Source organism: Streptomyces sp. SP18BB07 (genome assembly GCF_036322545.1).
GTDB classification, from domain to species: Bacteria; Actinomycetota; Actinomycetes; order Streptomycetales; family Streptomycetaceae; genus Streptomyces; species Streptomyces deccanensis.
The window spans coordinates 27,932-47,444 of the sequence record NZ_JAQYWT010000237.1 but is presented as its reverse complement, the minus strand read 5'-3'; the positions used below and the strand labels follow the sequence as shown (position 1 = coordinate 47,444).

Sequence of the window (19,513 nt, the reverse complement as noted above, 5' to 3'; positions counted from 1 at the left end):
CGCCCGGACCGGGCCGACGGCTTTCGGCCGTCCGGGGATCCGCCGGAGGGTCGGTCGACTGTGACCGCGCGTCTAGTACGGACGTAACTGGCGCTACGGCGTAGGGGCGGCGCGGTACGCGAACGGGGATCGGGGTGACCTGTCGGGGTGACCTGAGGGCGGGAAGCGCGACCGGTGACATCGCCGCGCCGGGCGGCGGCTGTGCGCGGTCCGCCGCTGCTCCGCGAACGCGTCGCGGAGAGCGCCCGGACGGCGGGCGGCCATGGTCGGCCCGCACCGGGCTACAGGTCTGCGCTACAAACCAGAGCTACAGGTCTGGGGGGTGGGAGACCGTCCCTAGCCGGGGAACTCGGGGATGTCCCGGTGCCGGTCCCGTGTCCCGTACGCGGCGTCGGCCACGGGGGCGCCGGGCACGAGGCTCATCGGCGCCGAGGGGAGAGCGGCGACGGCGTGCGGCTCGGAGTGCCGCGGCCCGTGGTTGTCGACGGCGGAGTGCCGGCCGAGGGTGCCCGTCGGAAGACCGTCCGGGTTCTGCTGCGCGGGCACACGCGCACTGGGCGCACCCCCGTTGTCCCCGTCAGCGGCGGCCGGGGCAGGAGCCCGCACGATCGCCGGGCCGCCGACAACGACCTTCGGCCCATACGCGACGGCAACGGAAGTCGGCCCGGTGGCCCGTCCGGCGTCACGCCCGCCGGCACCGTCCGAGGCCGGGCCGGGCCTCTCGGCCTCCGTCGGCCCCGACTCCTGCGGCACCGCACCGGCAGGCGTGGGCAGGGACTCCACCGGCAGGGTGGTCCCCCCGGGGAGCTCGGGCAGCTCGGGCACCTCAGGAAGCCCCGGCACCCCGGGCAGCGACGGCAGACTCACCGGCGGCAACTGCGACGTCACTCCGCCCAGCCCCTCGGTGACCGACTCCACGAGGTCCCCCACCGGCACCACGACACCCTCGGTGACGGGCACCACGACGCTCTCGGCGACGGGCTCCACCACGCTCTCGGTGACCGGCCGCACGACCGATTCGGCGACCTCGGTGACCTCGGTGACCGGCCGCGCCGCCTGCTCTGAGACCGGCCGCGCCGCACGCTCGGTGGCCGGTCGTGCGACGTGTTGCGTGACCTGTTGTGTGACGTGTTGCGTGACGGTGGTCAGGAGGGGCGGCGAAGTCGGTGCCCCGTCCGCGGCGCTGGCCCGCTCCCCGCACAGAACGCCCAGCACGAACAGCCCGCCCACCAACAGCGCCACCCGCACCGGACGGCACCCGGCCGCCCCGCGCGCCACGCGCAGGACGGCACCGGCACCGGGAAGCGCGGTCACTGAGGTCAAGACGGACAATCCTCCGGTGCGGCGGAACGGCGGAGCACGGGGCGAAAATGCGCGAGATGCGAACACCCGTGTGAAGGGTGTGAAGTGTTGCCGATCCTCGCACGGGACGCCCGCCGTCGCGCAAGCCCCCCGTCACCGACGCGTTCTCATGTCCGCTTTTCAACCTCCCTTGTCCGGTTACCGCTTACCACTTACCGCCTGGAGCGCCGGACGTCGGCCACCGCCCCACGCGCTCACGCGCTCACGCCGGATCACACAGGGTCCGGTATCGGCAGCGGCCGCTTCTCGATCGCCGCCGCCATCACCTCCGGGAAGAGGTCGGGCGTACAGGCGAACGCCGGTGCGCCGAGCGCTGCCAAGGCCGCCGCGTGCTCGCGGTCGTACGCCGGCGCGCCCTCGTCGGAGAGGGCGAGCAGCGTCACGAACTGCACCCCCGACGCCTTCATCGCCGCCACCCGCTTCAGCATCTCGTCGCGTATGCCGCCCTCGTAGAGGTCGCTGATCAGCACGACCACGGTGTCCGCGGGCCGGGTGATCTGCGACTGGCAGTACGCCAGGGCCCGGTTGATGTCCGTGCCCCCGCCGAGTTGGGTGCCGAAGAGCACGTCGACCGGATCGTCGAGCTCGTCGGTGAGGTCGACGACGGCCGTGTCGAAGACGACGAGCCGGGTGCTGATGGACCGCATGGAGGCCAGCACCGCCCCGAACACGGAGGCGTAGACGACGGATGCCGCCATGGACCCCGACTGGTCGATGCAGAGGACGACCTCCTTCTTCACCGACTGCGAGGCCCGGCCGTACCCGATGAGCCGCTCGGGGACGACGGTCCGGTACTCCGGCAGGTAGTTCTTGAGGTTGGCCGCGATCGTGCGGTTCCAGTCGATGTCGTGGTGGCGCGGCCGGTTGACGCGGGCGCTGCGGTCGAGGGCGCCGGTGAGGGTGGCCCGGGTGCGGGTCGCGAGCCGCTTCTCCAGGTCCTCGACGACCTTCCGCACGACGGCCCGCGCGGTCTCCTTCGTCGTCTCCGGCATGGCCTTGTTGAGGGAGAGGAGGGTGCCGACGAGGTGGACGTCCGCCTCGACCGCCTCCAGCATCTCCGGCTCCAGCAGCAGCGCGGACAGCCCGAGCCGATCGATGGCGTCCCGCTGCATCACCTGGACGACGGAGGAGGGGAAGTAGGTCCGGATGTCCCCCAGCCAGCGCGCCACGGACGGCGCCGACGCCCCGAGCCCCGCCGAACGGTTCTGCCCCGCCCCCGCCTTGTCGCCCTTCCCGTACAGGGAGGTCAGCGCCTGGTCCATCGCCGCGTCCCGCCCTCCGAGCGCGCACCCGGTGCCGTCCGCCGCCTCCCCGCCGAGCACGAGCCGCCAACGCCGCAACCGCTCGGCGGCCACATCCACCTCGGCCCCGGCCGTCATCCGCGCACCCCCGCACGGAACCGGACCCAGAGGGGCATCACCGTGACGGTCGTCGGACGGTCGCCCGAGCGCGGCCCGTGGCCGTGACCGTGTCCGTCCCTGCCGTCCATCGCTCCGGCTACCCGCCTCGGCTCGCGCAGTCCGTCGTTCGTCATCCCGCCACCCCCACAAGGTCGTTGCCACCGGTCTTCTCCTGCCCGGCGTTCACCCGGCCGCCGAGGTCCGCCTGAGCGCCCTCGCGGTCGTCGTCCAGGCCCAGCAGCAGTCGCACCACCGGCAGCACCGCATCCGCGCGGTCGCCGTCGAGTTCGTCGGCGAAGCCCGGTATGCCGCCACCTCCGGCCGTCGCGCTGGCCCGTCGGCCGGGTCCGCGGCGGACCAGCTCGCCGAGTGTGCGGCGCACCCCCGGCTCGTACGCCGAGAACGTCCGCCGCAGCAACGGCAGTACGTCCGTGAACGCGTCCGCCGGCACGCCGGTGAGCCAGGCGTCCACCAGGCCCAGGAGCCGTTCGTCGTGGACCAGCAGCATCCCGCCGCCGGAGCCTCCGCCGACGAAGCCCTCGATCCAGGACGCCGCGTCGGCCGGTGCCGTACCCGGCGAGAGCACGAGCCCCATGAGCCGAGCCGCCTCGTCCAGCGCCAACTCCCCGTCGTCCAGCAGGAGTCGTACGGCCCGCCCCCGGACGACACCGGGCACCGTGTCCCGGACCGACAGGACATGGAGCACCGAGTGCCAACGGGGCCGCAGACCGGCGCCCCGTACGCCCTGCACGGCCTCGTCCCGTACGACCCGTTCGCCCTGCACGGCCTCGTCCCGTGGCGCTCGCTCCCCCGGCACGGCGTCGGCCAGGAGCCCCACCGCCCCGTGCACGGCGTCGACATGGCGGCGCATCTCCTGGGCCGCCTCCGCGTCGAGCGCGGCGCACGCGGGCGGCAGGCCGACAAAGACGCGCTCCGCGAGCCCCGCGGCGACCTCGGCCAGCGCCCGCGTGTCGGTGGCGCGTACGTCGCCGTAGCGGAGGGAGCGGACGAGCGCCGGGAGCGCCTGGGCGAGGTGGCCGACGTCGGCGTCGAGGGCGGCGCGGTCGGCGAGGACGCGCATCACCACGGGCAGGGCGTCCGGGAGTTCGGCGAGGAGGCAGTGCTCGGCGAGGCCGGTGATGTCGGCGAGGGAGCGGGCCGTCACGGCGTCCGCCTCGGCCTTCGCGGTCGTCGCGGCGAGCACGGTGGTCCCCCAGACCCCGGCCTCGGCGACGCGCACGGACAGCTCGGGCTCCCAGCGCAGCCGCCAGGTCTCCCGGAACGTGCCCGTGCTGCCGCGCGAGGTGGTCGGCTCGCCCCAGGAGACGCCGAGCAGCCGCAGCCGGTGCAGCAGCCGGCTGCGCTCGGCGTCGTTGTCCTTGCGCAGGTCGAGCTCCAACTCCCGCTCCAGCGCCTCCGGCTTGAGCCGCAGCCGCCGCTGGAGCCGCGTGAGGTCCCGCTGCAACGGCACGGCCGGCGCGGACTCCGGCACCTCCCCCAGGACATCCCCGACCACCAGCCGGTCCCGCACCAGCGACAGCGGTACGTCCGAGCCGTCGCACATCACCGCTCGTACGGCGTCGGTGGTCTCGGTCAGGCCAGGCAGCGGACGCCCGCGCATCGCGGCGAGCGTCTCGGCCAGCCGTACCGCCTCGATGACGTGCGCGGAGGAGACGATCCGGTCCTCCTCACGCAGCAGGCCGGCCACCTTGGTCAGCCAACGCTCCACGGGACGGTCGGGCGCGCCGAACAGGTGCCCGTACCAGCCCGGCGAGTCGATGCCCGCGCCGTAACCGCCGGCCCGGGCCAGTCGCCGGTTCGTCCACGGCACCCAGGTCATATCGGCCTTGACCTTGGGCAGCCCCTTCAGCAACGCCCGGTCGGCGGCCACGGTCCGCTTCGGGCGCAGCGCCGGAACGTGCCAGGCCCCGCACACGACGGCCACACCGTCGTCCCCGAACTCCTTCTGCGCGGCCCGGATCTGCAACCGCATGTACGCCTCACGCACCAGGTCCTGGTCCCGCCCCCCGGTGCCGTACGCGTCCCGGAGCGCCCCCATGGCCTCCTCCAGCACGGTGAACGGGGCGAAGACGTCCCCGCCCGTCCCCCGGTGTTCGACCACGTCCTCCCACCACCGCTCGGCGTCGTCGTACCCGGCGGCCTCGGCGAGTGCGGCGAGCGGGTCACTCCGGAGCGGTTCCTCCTCCGGCGGCGGGGTCTCCCCCGGCTCGGCTTCGGCGTCCTCCTCACGCGCCCGGGCCAGCGAGTGCGCGGCCGGCAGGTCGATGAAGCGGGCCGGTACGCCGTGGGCGAGGGCCCAGCGGATGGCCACCCACTCCGGGGAGAACTCGGCGAAGGGCCAGAAGGAGGACCGACCGGGCTCGTCGACCGCGTGGGCGAGGAGCGCGACCGGGGGCCGCATGTCCTCCTCGGCCGCCAGCGGAATCAGCCCGTCCGCCTCCGGCGGCCCCTCGATCAACACCGCCCGGGGCCGAGCCGCGTCCAACACGGCCCGCACCGCCCGGGCCGACCCCGGCCCGTGATGCCGCACCCCCAGCAGCAAGGGCCCACCACCGCGCGCCCGGACCCCGCCGCCCCGCTGCCCGGCCTCGACCCCGGCACCTGTGTCGGCCCGCACCCCCGGCCACCCAGCCGCTTCGGCCTCCGCCTCCACCTCCACGCCCACTCCGACGCCAGTGGTCTCCGCGTCCGCGCCTACTCCGACGCCAGTGGCTTCCGCCTCCGCGCCCACTCCGATCCCAGTGGCTTCCGCCCCGGCACCCGCCGGTACGGGCCCGGGCGCCGCCGCGCCGGTGGTCCGGCCCGCCAGGTGGGCCCTGTCCGCTCCCTCGGCCGGCTCCGCCCCGGTTGCCTGGTCCGCCCTTGTCACCTGGTCCGTTCGGTTCGCCTGGTCCGTTCGGCTCGTCAGGTCCGCCCCGTTCGCCTCGTACGCCCAGCCGACCCGACCGTCCCCACCGCCCGTCGCCGCGGCCTCCCCCCGCTCGCTCACACGCTCACCTCCCGGCAGGCGCGGTAGAAGTCGGTCCAGCCCTCACGCTCGCGGACGACGGCCTCCAGGTACTCCTGCCAGATGACGCGGTCGGCGGCGGGATCACGGACGACGGCGCCGAGAAGGCCTGCGGCGATGTCGGAGGGCCGCAGGACGCCGTCCCCGAAGTGCGCGGCGAGGGCGAGCCCGTTCGTGACGACGGAGATCGCCTCGGCGGTGGACAGCGTGCCGCTGGGCGACTTCAGCTTCGTCCGGCCGTCCGTCGTGACGCCGTCGCGGAGCTCCCGGAAGACCGTGACGACTCGGCGGATCTCGTCGACGCCGTCGGGCACGGCCGGCAGGTCGAGGGACCGGCCGATCTGGTCGACACGGCGCGAGACGATGTCGACCTCGGCGTCGGCACTCTCCGGCAGCGGCAGCACCACGGTGTTGAAGCGGCGACGCAGGGCGCTCGACAGGTCGTTCACCCCACGGTCGCGGTCGTTGGCCGTGGCGATGAGGTTGAAGCCCCGGACGGCCTGCACCTCCTGCCCCAACTCCGGTATCGGCAGCGTCTTCTCGGACAGGATCGTGATCAGCGTGTCCTGGACGTCGGCCGGGATCCGGGTCAGCTCCTCGACGCGTGCCGTCATGCCCTCCGCCATGGCCCGCATGACGGGGCTGGGCACGAGGGCGTCGCGGCTCGGGCCGTGGGCGAGCAGCTGCGCGTAGTTCCAGCCGTACCGGATGGCCTCCTCCGGTGTGCCCGCCGTGCCCTGCACGAGCAGCGTGGAGTCGCCGCTGACGGCCGCCGCCAGGTGCTCGGACACCCAGGTCTTGGCGGTGCCGGGCACGCCCAGCAGGAGCAGCGCGCGGTCGGTGGCGAGCGTGGTGACGGCAACCTCGACGATGCGGCGGGGTCCGACGTACTTCGGTGTGATCACCGTGCCGTCCGGCAGGGTCCCCCCGAGCAGATAGGTGGCGACGGCCCACGGAGAGAGCCTCCAGCGGGCCGGCCTGGGCCGGTCGTCCTGGGCAGCCAGCGTGGCGAGTTCATGGGCGAAGGCGTGCTCGGCGTGCGCCCGCAGCACCACACCGTCCGAACGGGTGTCCGGGCGGGTGTCCGTGTGCGCGTCCCCACGCGTGTCCGGGTGCGCGCTCGTGTGCGTGTTCGCGGGCGCGGACTGGTTGTGGCTCGGGTCGACAGTGGTCGTTCCAGCAGACGCAGGCATGGCTGAGTCCCCCTCCAGCTCGGCCGGTTCGGATCTGCTGACCACACTGCACCACGCCACTGACAATCCAGTCTGACCTGGGGAAATTGGATCGCGCAAGCCAATTGTCAGTGGTGGGATCTACCTTCAGAACATGACTCAGCAGGGGGTGCGCTGGACGGCTGAGCAGGTGCTGGCATTGGCACCTGACGCAGCGTCGCGCAAAGCCGGAAGCAAACTCGCCGTGGCCGGACCTTGGTCGGCGGCGGGTACTTCGGACGAGGGGACGGTGTGGGGACTATGCAAAGGCAGTGGCAGCAAGCCGTATCAAACAGTGATCGACGTCGCGGACTCCACCGGGCCCGCCTACAAGTGCAGTTGTCCGAGCAGGAAGTTCCCGTGCAAGCATGCGCTGGGACTGCTCCTGCTCTGGGCGGGCGACGACACCGCGGTGCCTCCTGGGCAGGCGCCGGACTGGGCGGAGCAGTGGCTTGCCGGCCGCCGCACACGCGCAGCGGAGAAGACGACGAGGACGGACGCGGCATCTGGGGCCACGTCCGCTGACCCCGAGGCGGCGCGTCGCCGAGCCGAGCGGCGCGCCGACCGGATCACCGCGGGCGCGGCGGAGCTCGAACAGCGCCTGACCGACCTGTTCCGCGGCGGCCTGGCCGCCGCGGAACAGGCGGGATACGGGCTCTGGGAGGAGACGGCGGCCCGTATGGTCGACGCCCAGGCGCCCGGACTGGCGGCTCGGGTGCGGGAGTTGGGTGCGATACCGGGCTCGGGCCCGGGCTGGCCGGTCCGCCTCCTGGAGGAGTGCGCGCTCCTCCATCTGCTGGATCAGGGGTGGCTGCGCCGCGCACACCTCCCGGAGGGCCTCGCGGCCACGGTCCGCTCCCGGATCGGCCTGTCCGGCTCCCCGGACGGCCCCCCGGTCCGCGACCACTGGCTCACACTCGCCCAGTACGACACCTCCGACTCCCGCCTCACCACCCGCCGGATCTGGCTGTACGGCACGAGGTCGGGCCGTACAGCGCTGCTCCTCTCCTACGGAGCCTCCGGTCGCGCCCCCGAGCTGTCGCTCCCGGTCGGGCTGGCCTTCGAGACGGAGGTCGCGGCGTATCCGGGCGCGGGACAACTGCGCGCGGCCCTGGGCGAGCGATTCACGGCGCCCGAGCCCTCGTCCGTACGCCCGCCGGGCATCACCCCGTCCGAAGCGGCGGCCCGGTACGGCACGGCCCTCCAGGACGACCCGTGGCTCGACTCGTACCCGGTCACGCTCACCCGTGTCATACCCGCCCCGGACGGAGACTCCTGGCAACTCGTCGACGCCGACAGCGATCTCGCCCTTCCCCTCACCTCATCCGCCCGCTCCCGCCCCGGCCTCTGGCGGCTCGTCGCGCTCTCCGGCGGGGCACCTCTCACGGTCTTCGGCGAGTGCGGCCACCACGGCTTCACACCACTGACGGCCTGGGCCGCCGAGGGAACGAACACCCAGGAACCCACCGGGCAGGCGGTGCCACTGTGTTGAGACGAGACGTCGACCAGCCGAACGAAACCACGACGGCAGGCGGCGATGATGCCGGCGGCGGAGTTTTCGTGCATCCCCTCTTCCCCGGCCCCGCCGCACCCATCCCGCTTCACCCAACCGTCGCCGTACGGAAGGACCCCACATGACCAGTACCAGTGGCGACCCCTCCCCCACAGCGGGCACGTCAGCGCTCGCCTGGGAGGAGCTGGTCACCACCGCGTTGCTCGGCACGGACCGGCGTACGCCACCGGGGGCCCGGTCGGGCCGGGAGGCGCCGGTCGCGCTGCTGGACGCGGCGGCCGTGGCGGCCGTACGGCGCAGGGCGGGGATACGGCCGGTGCGGGCGGCGGCGCGGCCCGCACCGGCGGCTCCCGACCCGCGTCCACCCCTGCCACCGGCAGCGACGCGGCGGTTGACGACGCTGCTGACCGACCGCCCCGGCACCGGCGGCGGCCGCCGGGGCGCGGCGCCCGATCTGATGGAACTCCTCCCCCAATGGCTGGCGTTGGCCAACGCCTACGGATACGCGGCGCCTCCGGAGGTCCTGCCCGCCCTGCTGGACGCGGCCCGCGGCCGTACGGATCTGCGTCCCGCCGTGCTGGCCTTCGCGGGCTCGCGGGCCCTGTGGCTGGCCCGGTTGAACCCCGACTGGCGTTTCGCGTTGCGCGCGGCGCCCGGCGGCGGCGCGTCGCTCCCCGGTCCGGACGAGCCCGAACGGGTCCGACAGCTCTGGCAGGAAGGCCTGTTCGCGGAGCGCGTCGCCCTGCTCACGGCGGTACGGGCGCGGGATGCCGCCTCGGCACGTGAGGTGCTGTCGTCCACGTGGTCGACGGAGCGGGCCGAGGACCGGCTCATGTTCCTCGACACGCTCCGTACGGGACTGGAAGCGGCGGACGAGCCCTTCTTGGAGGCCGCGTTGGCCGACCGCAGCCGGAACGTGCGGGCCACGGCGGCGGAGTTGCTGTCCGCGCTCCCGGACTCGGCGCTCGCGCGGCGGATGGCGAAGCGGGCGACCGCGTGTGTGGCCGTCGATCACACCGGCAGCGCGTCCACGGTCCCGGGGGCGCCCACGATCGTGGTGGAGGCCCCGCACGAGTGCGACCCCGGCATGGAGCGCGACGGTGTGCTGCCCAAGGCCCCGGCGGGCCGGGGTGAACGGTCGTGGTGGCTGGGGCAGCTGGTGGAGGCGGCACCGCTCGGGGCCTGGTCGCGGCGGTTCGGGGGGCGTACGCCGGAGGAGATCGTGGCGTTGCCGGTCGCGGACGACTGGCGGAGCGAGCTGCACGGAGCGTGGTGCCGGGCGGCCGTGCGGCAGCGGGACCCGGGGTGGTCGCGGGCGTTGCTGGGGGCGCCGTCCACGCCGGAGGCCGGCGGGCCGGGCGCGGTGTCGCTGGCCGAGCGGGCGAAGCTGCTGGCGACCTTGGAGAGCGGGGAGCGGGCCGAGTGGGTGGCGGGGTTCATCGCCACGCACGGCTTGTCGGAGGCGTTCCAGCTGCTCGGGGTCTGCGCGGTGCCGTGGGCTCCGCCGCTGGGGCGGGCCGTGGTGGACGCGCTCAACATCGCGCGGGACGCCGGCAGTTATCCCTGGAGCTTCAGCGGTGTGATGGGGCTGGCGGAACGGTGCCTGGACCCGGCGGAGACGGTGCGTCTCGAACCACTGACGGCCACGCCGGAGGACGCGGAGGATGCGGCGCCGGGGGCGGGCGGCTACTGGGCCGAGGCGTTCCAACGCCTGACGACGACCTTGCGCCTCCGAGCAACGATGAGAACGGAGCTGGCACGGGCAGAGGGGACCGCCGACTAGGACCCGGGGAGGGCTGGGCGCGTGATCGGGTGCGGCCCGGTGGGGCTGGTCGCGCAGTTCCCCGCGCCCCTGAAAGCTCAGGCCCTGCGGGCCTGAAAAGCGAAGCGGGGCGCAGCCCCTGCTTGGCTTTTCGGGGGCGCGGGGAACTGCGCGAGAAGCCCCACCGGGCCGCACTCGACCACGCGACCACGCGACCACGCACCCGACCCCGCCCCCAACCAACCGCTCAAGCCCCCGCAGGCTGCCGCACATTCGCCCGCACCCACTCCACGATCGACGCCGTCGTCGCCCCCGGAGTGAAGATCTCGGCAACCCCCTTGTCCTTCAGCGGCGCGATGTCCGCCTCGGGGATGATGCCGCCGCCGAAGACGAGGATGTCCTCGGCGTCGCGCTCCTTGAGGAGTTCGATGACGGCCGCGAAGAGCGTGTTGTGGGCGCCGGAGAGGATGGAGAGGCCGATCGCGTCGGCGTCCTCCTGGATCGCCGTGCCGACGATCTGCTCGGGCGTCTGGTGGAGCCCGGTGTAGATGACCTCCATACCGGCGTCGCGCAGCGCCCGCGCGATCACCTTGGCCCCGCGATCGTGGCCGTCGAGTCCCGGCTTGGCCACCACCACGCGGATCGGACCGGCTGCCACACCCATCGCTGCCTCCATGAAACGACTACCCCAACCGATGACGGAACACGGCCGAAACTGCCGCGCGAACCAGGCGAACCGCGCACATCACGGTCCCAGGTCCATGGAACACCTACCCACTCCGCACACCGGGGAAGTGAACGAACGTTATCTTCAGGATCCCGTAACCGGCAGTTTCGCACTGGAGAGCGAGGGGGAAATCACTCGGTGGGACACGTTCGCCGCGCACTGCTCCCGGATTCCGCGGCTCACGCGTCGCGGGGACCGAGGTGATCACGGAGGTGATCGCGGCATCCGGACAGTTTCCGGGCCGCCCGCCCAGGGCCCCCGTGGCGTGCGCGCCACGAGGAGGCATGCGCAAAGGAGAGTCGTCGGAAGGGGCCGCACCGACCCACCGCCCGCGGGAGGCCACGGCGGCGGGACAGGATCGGCACCTGCGGACGGCAGAGGGCAGGGCCGCGGGGAGTCAGGAGTTCAGGACCCCTCGTCGCGTGATCGACGCCTCACACGTCGCACACGCACCGCACGTCACGCATGCCACACGCACCGCGTCACGTCGCATCGCACCCGCCGTCCGCCACCCGCACCGCCGGTCTTTTCACTAGGGCACACGGGGGACAGAGGCGTCCGCCCGTCTGCCGACGGGAGGTCGGGCATGAAGGTCACCAGGGCGGTAGCGCCCCTTGTTCCGCTCTGTGAGCGTTTTCTGCCGACCCGGCTGACAGGCCTGTCCGTGGCCCTTCTCAAGGCGACCGCCCTGGAGTTGGCGATCCTCGCGGGCCATCTGCTGCTCTATCCGTCCGGGATGACACAGGAGCGGAGGGCCGCGCCCACGCTCCCCCCGTCCGACGCGCCCCGGCTCCCCACCGAGGAGAAGCCCCCGGTCGTCCTCCTGCACGGCTTCATCGACAACCGCTCGGTCTTCGTCCTGCTGCGCCGCACCCTCGCGCAGCACGGCGGCCGACACCTCGAGTCGCTCAACTACTCGCCCCTCACCTGCGACATCCGTGCGGCTGCCGACTTGCTCGGCCGGCACATCGAGGACATCTGCGAGCGCACGGGCCAGGAGCGGGTGGACATCGTCGGCCACAGCCTCGGTGGGCTGATAGCCCGGTACTACGTGCAGCGGCTCGGCGGTGACCACCGCGTCCGCACACTCGTCACGCTCGGCACCCCGCACGGCGGCACCCGGGCCGTGCCGCTGGCGGACGCCCACCCGATCGTCCGGCAGATGCGGCCGGGTTCGGAGGTACTGGAGGAACTGCGGGAGCCGGCACCTGGCTGCCGTACGCACTTCGTGGCGTTCTGGAGCGATTTCGACCATGTGATGGCCCCGCTGGAGAGCGCCTGTGTCGATCATCCGGACCTGATGGCGCAGAACATCAGGGTCACCGGAATCGGCCACCTCGCCCTGCCCGTGCACCCCGCCGTCGCCACCGGCATACGGGAGGCCCTCGACACCTCGCGGACGGGCACCCGCACCACCGCCCGCCCCGGCGGCCTCACGGTGGCCTGAGCCCACAACCCACGACGCACGACTCACGACCCACGGCCCACGGCCCACGACCCCGGGGACAGTGACGCTCGCCACAGGGCGGCGAAACCCGGACGTAAGGCGGTAAACGCGGCGCACACTCACGCGCCCCCGCCACGCGCCCGATTCGCGACACCCCTCCCGACGGCACCTACGCGCCCCACGCCGACCCCGCGACCACCCGCCGAAACGCCTCATCCCCGTCGCCACGGGCATCCCACATGCCGCACACAGCGATCGACTATCGAACAACCTTCGAACGCCAGGCCAAAGTCGTACCCACAGACCGCCGAAAGACGCTCGAATGCCCGTTTCCTGCGCGGGTGAAACCCGTTGAAGATTGTCGCGCCCGCATACCGCCGGGTACAGTCACCGCACTGCTCTGCCAGCCCCTGTCGTCGAGGCGAAAGAGAAGTTGGTGAACGATCGTCACCCGTCGGGGACCGCAACACCCCCGGCTCCGGCTTCTGAAGCCGACCCGGCGCACTACGCGTCGTACGGCCACCAGGAAGCCGGCTACGGCGACTTCACCACGTACGCCGATTACCCCGCCACCGGTTTTGAAACCGGCTCCCACGCGAACACCGCGAACGCCACGGGCACCTTCGCGGTCGACCCCCTCTTCGGCGACATGCCGGGCCACGACAGCGGCACCGGCTCCTACGACGCCACTCAGTGGTCGACGGGCAGCCACCAGACGCTGAACTACGACCCGTACGCCGCGCAGCACCAGGCCGCGTACGACACGGGCAGCTACGAGACCACGTCCTGGTCGTCCGGTTACGAGCACCTCTCCCAGGTTCCGACGCAGTCGACGAGCCCCGACGCGAGCGGCCAGTGGGACGCGAGCGGTTGGCTGCGGCCCGAACAGTCCGACGACGCGGACCAGTTGGGGCAGGCCGACCAGACCCAGCAGTGGATCGGCACCCAGCACTTCGACACGGGCGCCTTCGACGCCACCCAGTGGAACGGCGACGGCACACCCGTCGGCGACGAGCACGGCGGCAGCACGTCCGAGTCGTACGAACACTCCGGCAGCGCCCCCGATGCGTACGACGAGCACGACCACCCGAAGACCGTCATGGTGGACCTCTCGGCAGAGGCCACGGATTTCCACCAGCAGGCGACCGCCACCTTCGAGCACATCGCCCCGTACGACCAGGACGAACACCTGTCGACGGACGGCGAGTTCGAGACCGACGGCACGGACCGCGCGGTGCTCCTCGACGGCGAGGAGGAGGTCACCACGTCGACAACCCGCAGCGCGGGCCCCGGCCGGGCGGCCACCCGCGCGGCATCGCGGTCGCGCCGGAAGCCTCCGGCCAAACGTTCCGCCCTGCTGACCGTGGCCGTTCCGTCGGCCTGTGTCATGGGGGTCGCCGGAATCGCGGCGGCCTCGGTCGGTGCCACGTCGGACGACACGGAGACGACGGCGTCGATCAAGTCGGACGCCACCGCGGTGAAACCGTCCACCGCCAACAACCAGCTCGACACCCAGCTGGAGAGCCTCTCCGCCGAGGCCGACGACTTCGCCGACCGGGCCAGCCGGACGCAGGAGCGCATCGACCTCAAGGCCCAGCAGGAGCTGGAGCAGAAGAAGGCCGCCGCCGAGGCAGCCCGCAAGGAGCGACTGCGGCCGAAGTTCGCGCTGCCGGTCGCCAAGCACGGGCTCAGCGCGTACTACGGGCAGTCCGGTGTCAACTGGATGTCCCTGCACACCGGCATCGACTTCCCCGTCTCGTACGGCACCCCGGTGATGGCCGCGACCGACGGCACCGTGCGCACCCAGTGGAACAGCGCCTACGGCAACATGGTCATCGTGACCGCCAAGGACGGCACCGAGACCTGGTACTGCCACCTCTCCACGTACAAGGTCGCCTCCGGTACGACCGTCAAGGCCGGCGACACCATCGCCTACTCGGGCAACTCGGGCAACTCGACCGGCCCGCACCTGCACTTCGAGGTCCACCCGGTGGGCGGCTCCGCCATCGACCCGCTCCCGTGGCTACGCAGCCACGGACTGGACCCGACGTAACAGTCACCTCTCGCGGGCGCCCCCGGCGGGCGCAGCACACAGACACGAGAACCGGGCCCCTGCCGAGCAGGGGCCCGCGTCGTGTGCGCGGCGCGGGGCCGGCCGCTACAGCTTCTCCACCGGCGCGTATCGCAGTAGCAGGCGCTTCGGCTTGGTGTCGCCGAAGTCGATCGTCGCCTCCGCGTTCGCTCCGGAGCCCCCGACGCCGACGACCGTGCCGAGGCCGAACTGGTCGTGGGTGACACGGTCGCCCACGGCGAGGGAGACCACCGGCTTCTCGTCGCCGCGGCGGGTCGCGAAACCGGACGCGCCGCGGGCCGAGGAACGGGAGCGGGAGGACGACAGCGACGCCGCGATTCCGGCCGCCGGCCCCGAGGACACCGGCGCGGAGGCGCCCGTGCGCTTCCACTGCAGATGGGAGGCCGGGATCTCCTCCAGGAACCGGGACGGCGGGTTGTACGAGGGCTGGCCCCAGGCGCTGCGGAGGGTGGACCGGGTGAGGTAGAGCCGTTCGCGTGCGCGGGTGATGCCGACGTACGCGAGGCGGCGCTCCTCCTCCAGCTCCTTGGTCTGGCCGAGGGCGCGCATGTGCGGGAAGACGCCGTCCTCCATGCCGGTGAGGAAGACCACCGGGAACTCCAGGCCCTTGGCGGTGTGGAGGGTCATGAGCGTGATGACGCCCGAGCCGTCCTCCTCCTCGTCGGGGATCTGGTCGGAGTCGGCGACCAGCGCCACCCGCTCCAGGAAGTCGGAGAGCCCGGCCGAGGTCGTACCCGCCGCCTCGGCCTCGCCCTCTCCGGCCCCGGCCTCCTGCTCGAACTCCAGGGCGACCGCGGCGAGTTCCTGGAGGTTCTCGATACGCGTCTCGTCCTGGGGGTCGGTAGAGGCCTGCAACTCGGCCAGATAGCCCGTGCGTTCGAGGACGGCTTCCAGAACGGTGGCCGGTCCGGCGCCGGACTCGACGACGGTCCGCAGGTCCTCCATCAGCGTGTTGAACCGCTTGACCGCGTTGGTCGACCGGGCCGCCATGCCGTACGCCTCGTCCACCCTCTTCAGCGCCTGCGGGAAACTGATCTTCTCGCGCTGGGAGAGGGCGTCGATCATCGCCTCGGCACGGTCGCCGATGCCGCGCTTGGGCACGTTGAGGATACGGCGCAGCGGGACGGAGTCCTCCGGGTTGGCCAGGACCCGCAGATACGCGAGGACGTCCCTGACCTCCTTGCGCTCGTAGAAGCGGACGCCGCCGACGACCTTGTAGGGCAGGCCGACGCGGATGAACACCTCTTCGAAGACGCGGGACTGGGCATTCGTCCGGTAGAAGACGGCGACGTCGCCGGCCTTCGCGTCGCCCGCGTCCGTCAGGCGGTCTATCTCGTCGGCGACGAACTGGGCCTCGTCGTGCTCGGTGTCGGCGACATAGCCGGTGATCTGGGCGCCCGCGCCGGCGTTGGTCCACAGGTTCTTCGGGCGGCGGGACTCGTTGCGCTCGATGACCGCGTTGGCCGCGCTCAGGATGGTCTGCGTGGAGCGGTAGTTCTGCTCCAGCAGGATCGTGGTCGCGTCCGGGTAGTCCTCCTCGAACTGGAGGATGTTGCGGATGGTCGCACCGCGGAAGGCGTAGATCGACTGGTCCGCGTCACCCACGACGCAGAGCTCGGCCGGGGGGACGTCCCACTCGTTGGGCGGGACGTCGACCGGGTGCTCGGAGGTGCCGACCAACTCTCTGACCAGGGCGTACTGGGCGTGGTTGGTGTCCTGGTACTCATCGACGAGGACATGGCGGAAGCGACGGCGGTAGTGCTCGGCGACGTCCGGGAAAGCGCGCAGCAGATTGACCGTCGTCATGATCAGGTCGTCGAAGTCCAGCGCGTTCGCCTCGCGGAGGCGGGACTGGTAGAGCGCGTAGGCCTGCGCGAGGGTCTTCTCGAAGCCGTCGGCGGCCTGGGCGGCGAAGTCCTCCTCGTCGATCAGCTCGTTCTTCAGGTTCGAGATCTTGGCGCTGAAGGACTTGGGCGGGAAGCGCTTCGGGTCGAGGTCCAGATCACGGCAGACGAGCGCCATCAGCCGCTTGCTGTCGGCGGCGTCGTAGATCGAGAACGAGGACGTGAAGCCGAGCTTCTTCGACTCGCGGCGCAGGATCCGGACGCACGCGCTGTGGAAGGTCATGACCCACATCGCGTTCGCGCGCGGGCCGACGAGCTGCTCGACGCGCTCCTTCATCTCACCGGCGGCCTTGTTGGTGAAGGTGATCGCGAGGATCTGCCCCGGGTGGACCTGCCGCTCGCCGAGCAGGTGGGCGATGCGGTGGGTGAGCACCCGGGTCTTGCCGGAGCCCGCGCCGGCGACGATGAGCAGGGGGGATCCGGCGTGCACCACGGCCGCGCGCTGGTTCTCGTTCAGCCCGTCCAGGAGGGCCGCCGCGTCGATGGCCGGGCGGGGGGCGCCGCCTCTGTAGTACTCGTCCCGGTCCGGTGGCACGTCGAACTTCCCGCCGAACAGATCGTCCGGAAGCGGCTCCGGCACGTGATCGTCCTCGGGCGGCGGCGGGGGCTCCTCCGCGTGGCCGCGGGGGGCCTGGAGGTCCGCCAGGAAGCTGTCGTCAAAGAGGCTGCTCATCGCTCTCCGAGTCTAGGCGCCCCCACTGACAGCGAGGGGCCGCCCCGGGAAGTCCACACCCACCACCCACCGCGTCCACCTCACGACGGTGAGCGATCGAGCGTACCGCCTGTCGCGCGGAAGAGGCTAAGGTCACGAAAACGTATCGGGCATATCGAACATCAACCTTCACACGGGCCACACGAGTTGGCTAGCTTCTTCTTTAGGTCGTACGACACAACCGGCGAACGTCGCCGGGCCGCACGGCCTCCGCCGAGTCCGGTACGCCTCTCCCGGCGCCGGAACCGGGGACCCACCGACCTCTGGGGTGAATCGACCCGACCGCCGCTCGCGGCAAGGGTCGTAGGGCAAACCTTCCGAAGCTTGCGCCCGAACCCGACAGCTAACTCGGTAGGCGGACAACGGAAGGAGACGCCGCACCATGGCGCCGCACCGCAAGCCGCGTCCGACCGGCCGGACGCGCGCGGGCATACGCACCCCCGCTCTCGCCACGGCCGCCCTGACCTCCGTGGCCCTGCTCTCCCAGACGGCCACCGCCGCGCCCTCCGCCGACGACAGGCCGAGCCTGGAGGAGGTCGAGAAGAAGGTCGACGACCTCTACCGCCAGGCCGGGTCGGCGACCGAGAACTACAACGCGGCCAAGGAGCGGACGACCAAGCAGAAGAAGAAGGTCGACACCCTCCTCGACGACGTCGCCCAGCGCACGGAGAAGCTCAACGAGGCGCGGGAGGAACTGGGTTCGTTCGCGGCGGCCCAGTACCGCACCGGCGCAGCCGCTCCCGACCAGGCCTCGCTGCTCCTGGCGGACAACCCGCAGGACTACTTCGACCAGAACCAGCTGATGGACCGGTTGACGGACCGTCAGAAGGTAGCCGTCGACGCGTACGTCACCGAGCAGGCCGACGCGGCGGAGCAGCGCCGGACGGCGAGCGACAGCCTCGAAAAGCTCACCGAGTCGCAGAACGCCCTCAAGACCAGCAAGGCCAAGGTCCAGGCGAAGCTCGCCGAGGCCCGCGAACTGCTCTCCACCCTCACCGCCCAGGAGAAGGCCCGGCTCGCCGCGATCGAACAGCGCGAGCAGGAGGAGGCCGACCGCAAGGCGGAGGAGCTCGCGCGGCAGCAGGCGGCGCAGGCGAGCCAGGAGACCCCGACCGCCCAGGAGACCCAGGAGGCCCCGGGAGGGACCGCCGGCGGCACGGAGACGTCGCCGGGCACCACCGGGACCACCGCCCCGGTCGAGGACTCCACCTACGCGGCGAAGGCCACCAAGGCCCTGGCCTTCGCCCGAGCGCAGATCGGCAAGCCGTACGTCTGGGGTGCCACCGGCCCCGGCTCCTACGACTGCTCCGGCCTCACCCAGGCCGCCTGGAAGGCCGCCGGCGTCGACCTCCCGCGCACCACCTACGACCAGGTCGAGGCGGGCACCACCGTCCCCCTCGCCGACGCCAAGCCGGGTGACCTCGTCTTCTTCTACGACAACATCGGCCACGTCGGCCTCTACATCGGCAACGGCATGATGATCCACGCCCCCAAGCCAGGCACATACGTCCGCGAGGAGTCGGTCTTCTACGACGGCGAGTCCTCGATCCACAGCGTGGTACGACCGGCGTGACCCCCGCCGGGCCCGTCCGACGGGCTCGGCGCAGCGGCTCGCCTCAGGTCCAGAGCACCGCGATGAAGACGTTCGCGGTGGTCAGCGCGCCCACCAGGGCGAAGAGCGGCTTCTCCACCGTCTCCTCGTCGCGCTTCACGTAGACCAGGCCGAGGATCACGATCAGCAGGGCGAGCTTGATGCCGATCTTGATGTTGTTGACGGGCTGGTCGTCGGCCTGGTTGAGGCCGACGAGGAGGACGCCGGTGACGAGCATGGTGAGCGCGCCGTGCAGCATGGCGGGGACGAAGCGGGCCGCGCCCTGGCCCATGGCCTTCAGCTGGGTGAGGAATCCGCCCAGGAGGGAGGCGATGCCGATGATGTGGAGGCCGACGAGGATGTGGATGAGTACGTCCATGCGCGGAGCCTAATGAGGGGTCCGCAGCCGGTCGGGCACCGGGGGCGGACGCTGCGGGAACCCGCGATCGGCACTTCTCGATGATCTTGCATATATGCGCTCCATAGCACCGCCCCTCCCCCACCCGGTCCGAAATCACCGCATCGGTCATCGCACAGCGTGAAGTCGTCGGCTCCAGACCAGGATCTCGGTCACATACGGTCACCTCGTTATCGGTGCGCGCCACTTCCGTACAACGCGTTACCGAGCCATCACAGCCAGGTTTAGCGTCCTCCCTCAGGTGACCGGCTCCCCACCGCCGCCCGGGCCAGGGGCGGCAGTCGGCCACCACCGCCGAGAAAGGTCCGGCGGCGTCCCGCTCCCCCTGTGCGGGCCGCCGCCGGAC

The 19,513-nt window shown here is 72.1% G+C and carries 12 protein-coding genes and 1 riboswitch; of the genes, 5 read left to right on the top strand and 7 right to left on the bottom strand.

Translation table 11 applies throughout. The features are described 5' to 3' along the window. Positions 1 to 336 precede the first annotated feature (336 nt). The 4 genes from PUR53_RS07595 to PUR53_RS07580 all read right to left on the bottom strand — a co-directional run bounded on the left by PUR53_RS07595 (position 337) and on the right by PUR53_RS07580 (position 6,842). A complete protein-coding gene (locus PUR53_RS07595) occupies positions 337 to 1,314 on the bottom strand; it encodes a hypothetical protein (RefSeq protein WP_329907857.1) in 978 nt (325 codons plus the stop codon). A 260-nt stretch (positions 1,315 to 1,574) separates the two neighbouring features. Next, a complete protein-coding gene (locus PUR53_RS07590; RefSeq protein ID WP_329907807.1) occupies positions 1,575 to 2,741 on the bottom strand; it encodes a VWA domain-containing protein in 1,167 nt (388 codons plus the stop codon). Between the two features lie 151 nt (positions 2,742 to 2,892). After that, entirely contained in the window at positions 2,893 to 5,325 is a 2,433-nt protein-coding gene (locus tag PUR53_RS07585) for a DUF5682 family protein (protein ID WP_329907856.1), read from the bottom strand. A gap of 443 nt (positions 5,326 to 5,768) precedes the next feature. Continuing rightward, the gene (locus PUR53_RS07580) at positions 5,769 to 6,842 is read right to left on the bottom strand and encodes an AAA family ATPase (protein ID WP_443080275.1); all 1,074 of its coding nucleotides are present in this window, start codon (positions 6,840 to 6,842) and stop codon (positions 5,769 to 5,771) included. A 274-nt stretch (positions 6,843 to 7,116) separates the two neighbouring features. On the opposite strand from PUR53_RS07580, the gene PUR53_RS07575 reads away from it, so the two are divergent. Then, positions 7,117 to 8,493 carry an SWIM zinc finger family protein gene (locus PUR53_RS07575; protein WP_329907805.1) on the top strand — a complete coding sequence of 459 codons (1,377 nt, stop codon included), beginning with the start codon at positions 7,117 to 7,119 and terminating at the stop codon, positions 8,491 to 8,493. 142 nt (positions 8,494 to 8,635) lie between these two features. Then, entirely contained in the window at positions 8,636 to 10,297 is a 1,662-nt protein-coding gene (locus PUR53_RS07570; protein WP_329898631.1) for a DUF5691 domain-containing protein, read from the top strand. A gap of 226 nt (positions 10,298 to 10,523) precedes the next feature. Here PUR53_RS07570 and PUR53_RS07565 read toward each other — a convergent pair whose 3' ends face one another. Then, positions 10,524 to 10,940 carry a cobalamin B12-binding domain-containing protein gene (locus PUR53_RS07565; RefSeq protein ID WP_329898630.1) on the bottom strand — a complete coding sequence of 139 codons (417 nt, stop codon included), beginning with the start codon at positions 10,938 to 10,940 and terminating at the stop codon, positions 10,524 to 10,526. A gap of 649 nt (positions 10,941 to 11,589) precedes the next feature. Between PUR53_RS07565 and PUR53_RS07560 the strand changes: the two genes are divergently transcribed. Next, a complete protein-coding gene (locus tag PUR53_RS07560; RefSeq protein WP_329898629.1) occupies positions 11,590 to 12,450 on the top strand; it encodes a lipase family alpha/beta hydrolase in 861 nt (286 codons plus the stop codon). A gap of 436 nt (positions 12,451 to 12,886) precedes the next feature. Continuing rightward, positions 12,887 to 14,503 carry a M23 family metallopeptidase gene (locus PUR53_RS07555; RefSeq protein WP_329907804.1) on the top strand — a complete coding sequence of 539 codons (1,617 nt, stop codon included), beginning with the start codon at positions 12,887 to 12,889 and terminating at the stop codon, positions 14,501 to 14,503. 105 nt (positions 14,504 to 14,608) lie between these two features. Here PUR53_RS07555 and pcrA read toward each other — a convergent pair whose 3' ends face one another. Further along, positions 14,609 to 17,119, bottom strand: coding sequence for a DNA helicase PcrA (pcrA, locus tag PUR53_RS07550; protein ID WP_329898627.1), 2,511 nt, complete (start codon positions 17,117 to 17,119; stop codon positions 14,609 to 14,611). A gap of 254 nt (positions 17,120 to 17,373) precedes the next feature. Beyond that, positions 17,374 to 17,531: riboswitch (cyclic di-AMP (ydaO/yuaA leader) on the top strand. A gap of 9 nt (positions 17,532 to 17,540) precedes the next feature. On the opposite strand from pcrA, the gene PUR53_RS07545 reads away from it, so the two are divergent. Next, positions 17,541 to 18,731 carry a C40 family peptidase gene (locus tag PUR53_RS07545; RefSeq protein ID WP_329907803.1) on the top strand — a complete coding sequence of 397 codons (1,191 nt, stop codon included), beginning with the start codon at positions 17,541 to 17,543 and terminating at the stop codon, positions 18,729 to 18,731. Positions 18,732 to 18,774: 43 nt separating this feature from the next. Here the strand turns inward: PUR53_RS07545 and PUR53_RS07540 are convergent, their stop codons facing one another. Further along, positions 18,775 to 19,128: a hypothetical protein gene (locus PUR53_RS07540; protein WP_329898625.1), complete on the bottom strand. Its 354-nt coding sequence runs from the start codon at positions 19,126 to 19,128 to the stop codon at positions 18,775 to 18,777. Positions 19,129 to 19,513: the final 385 nt, after the last annotated feature.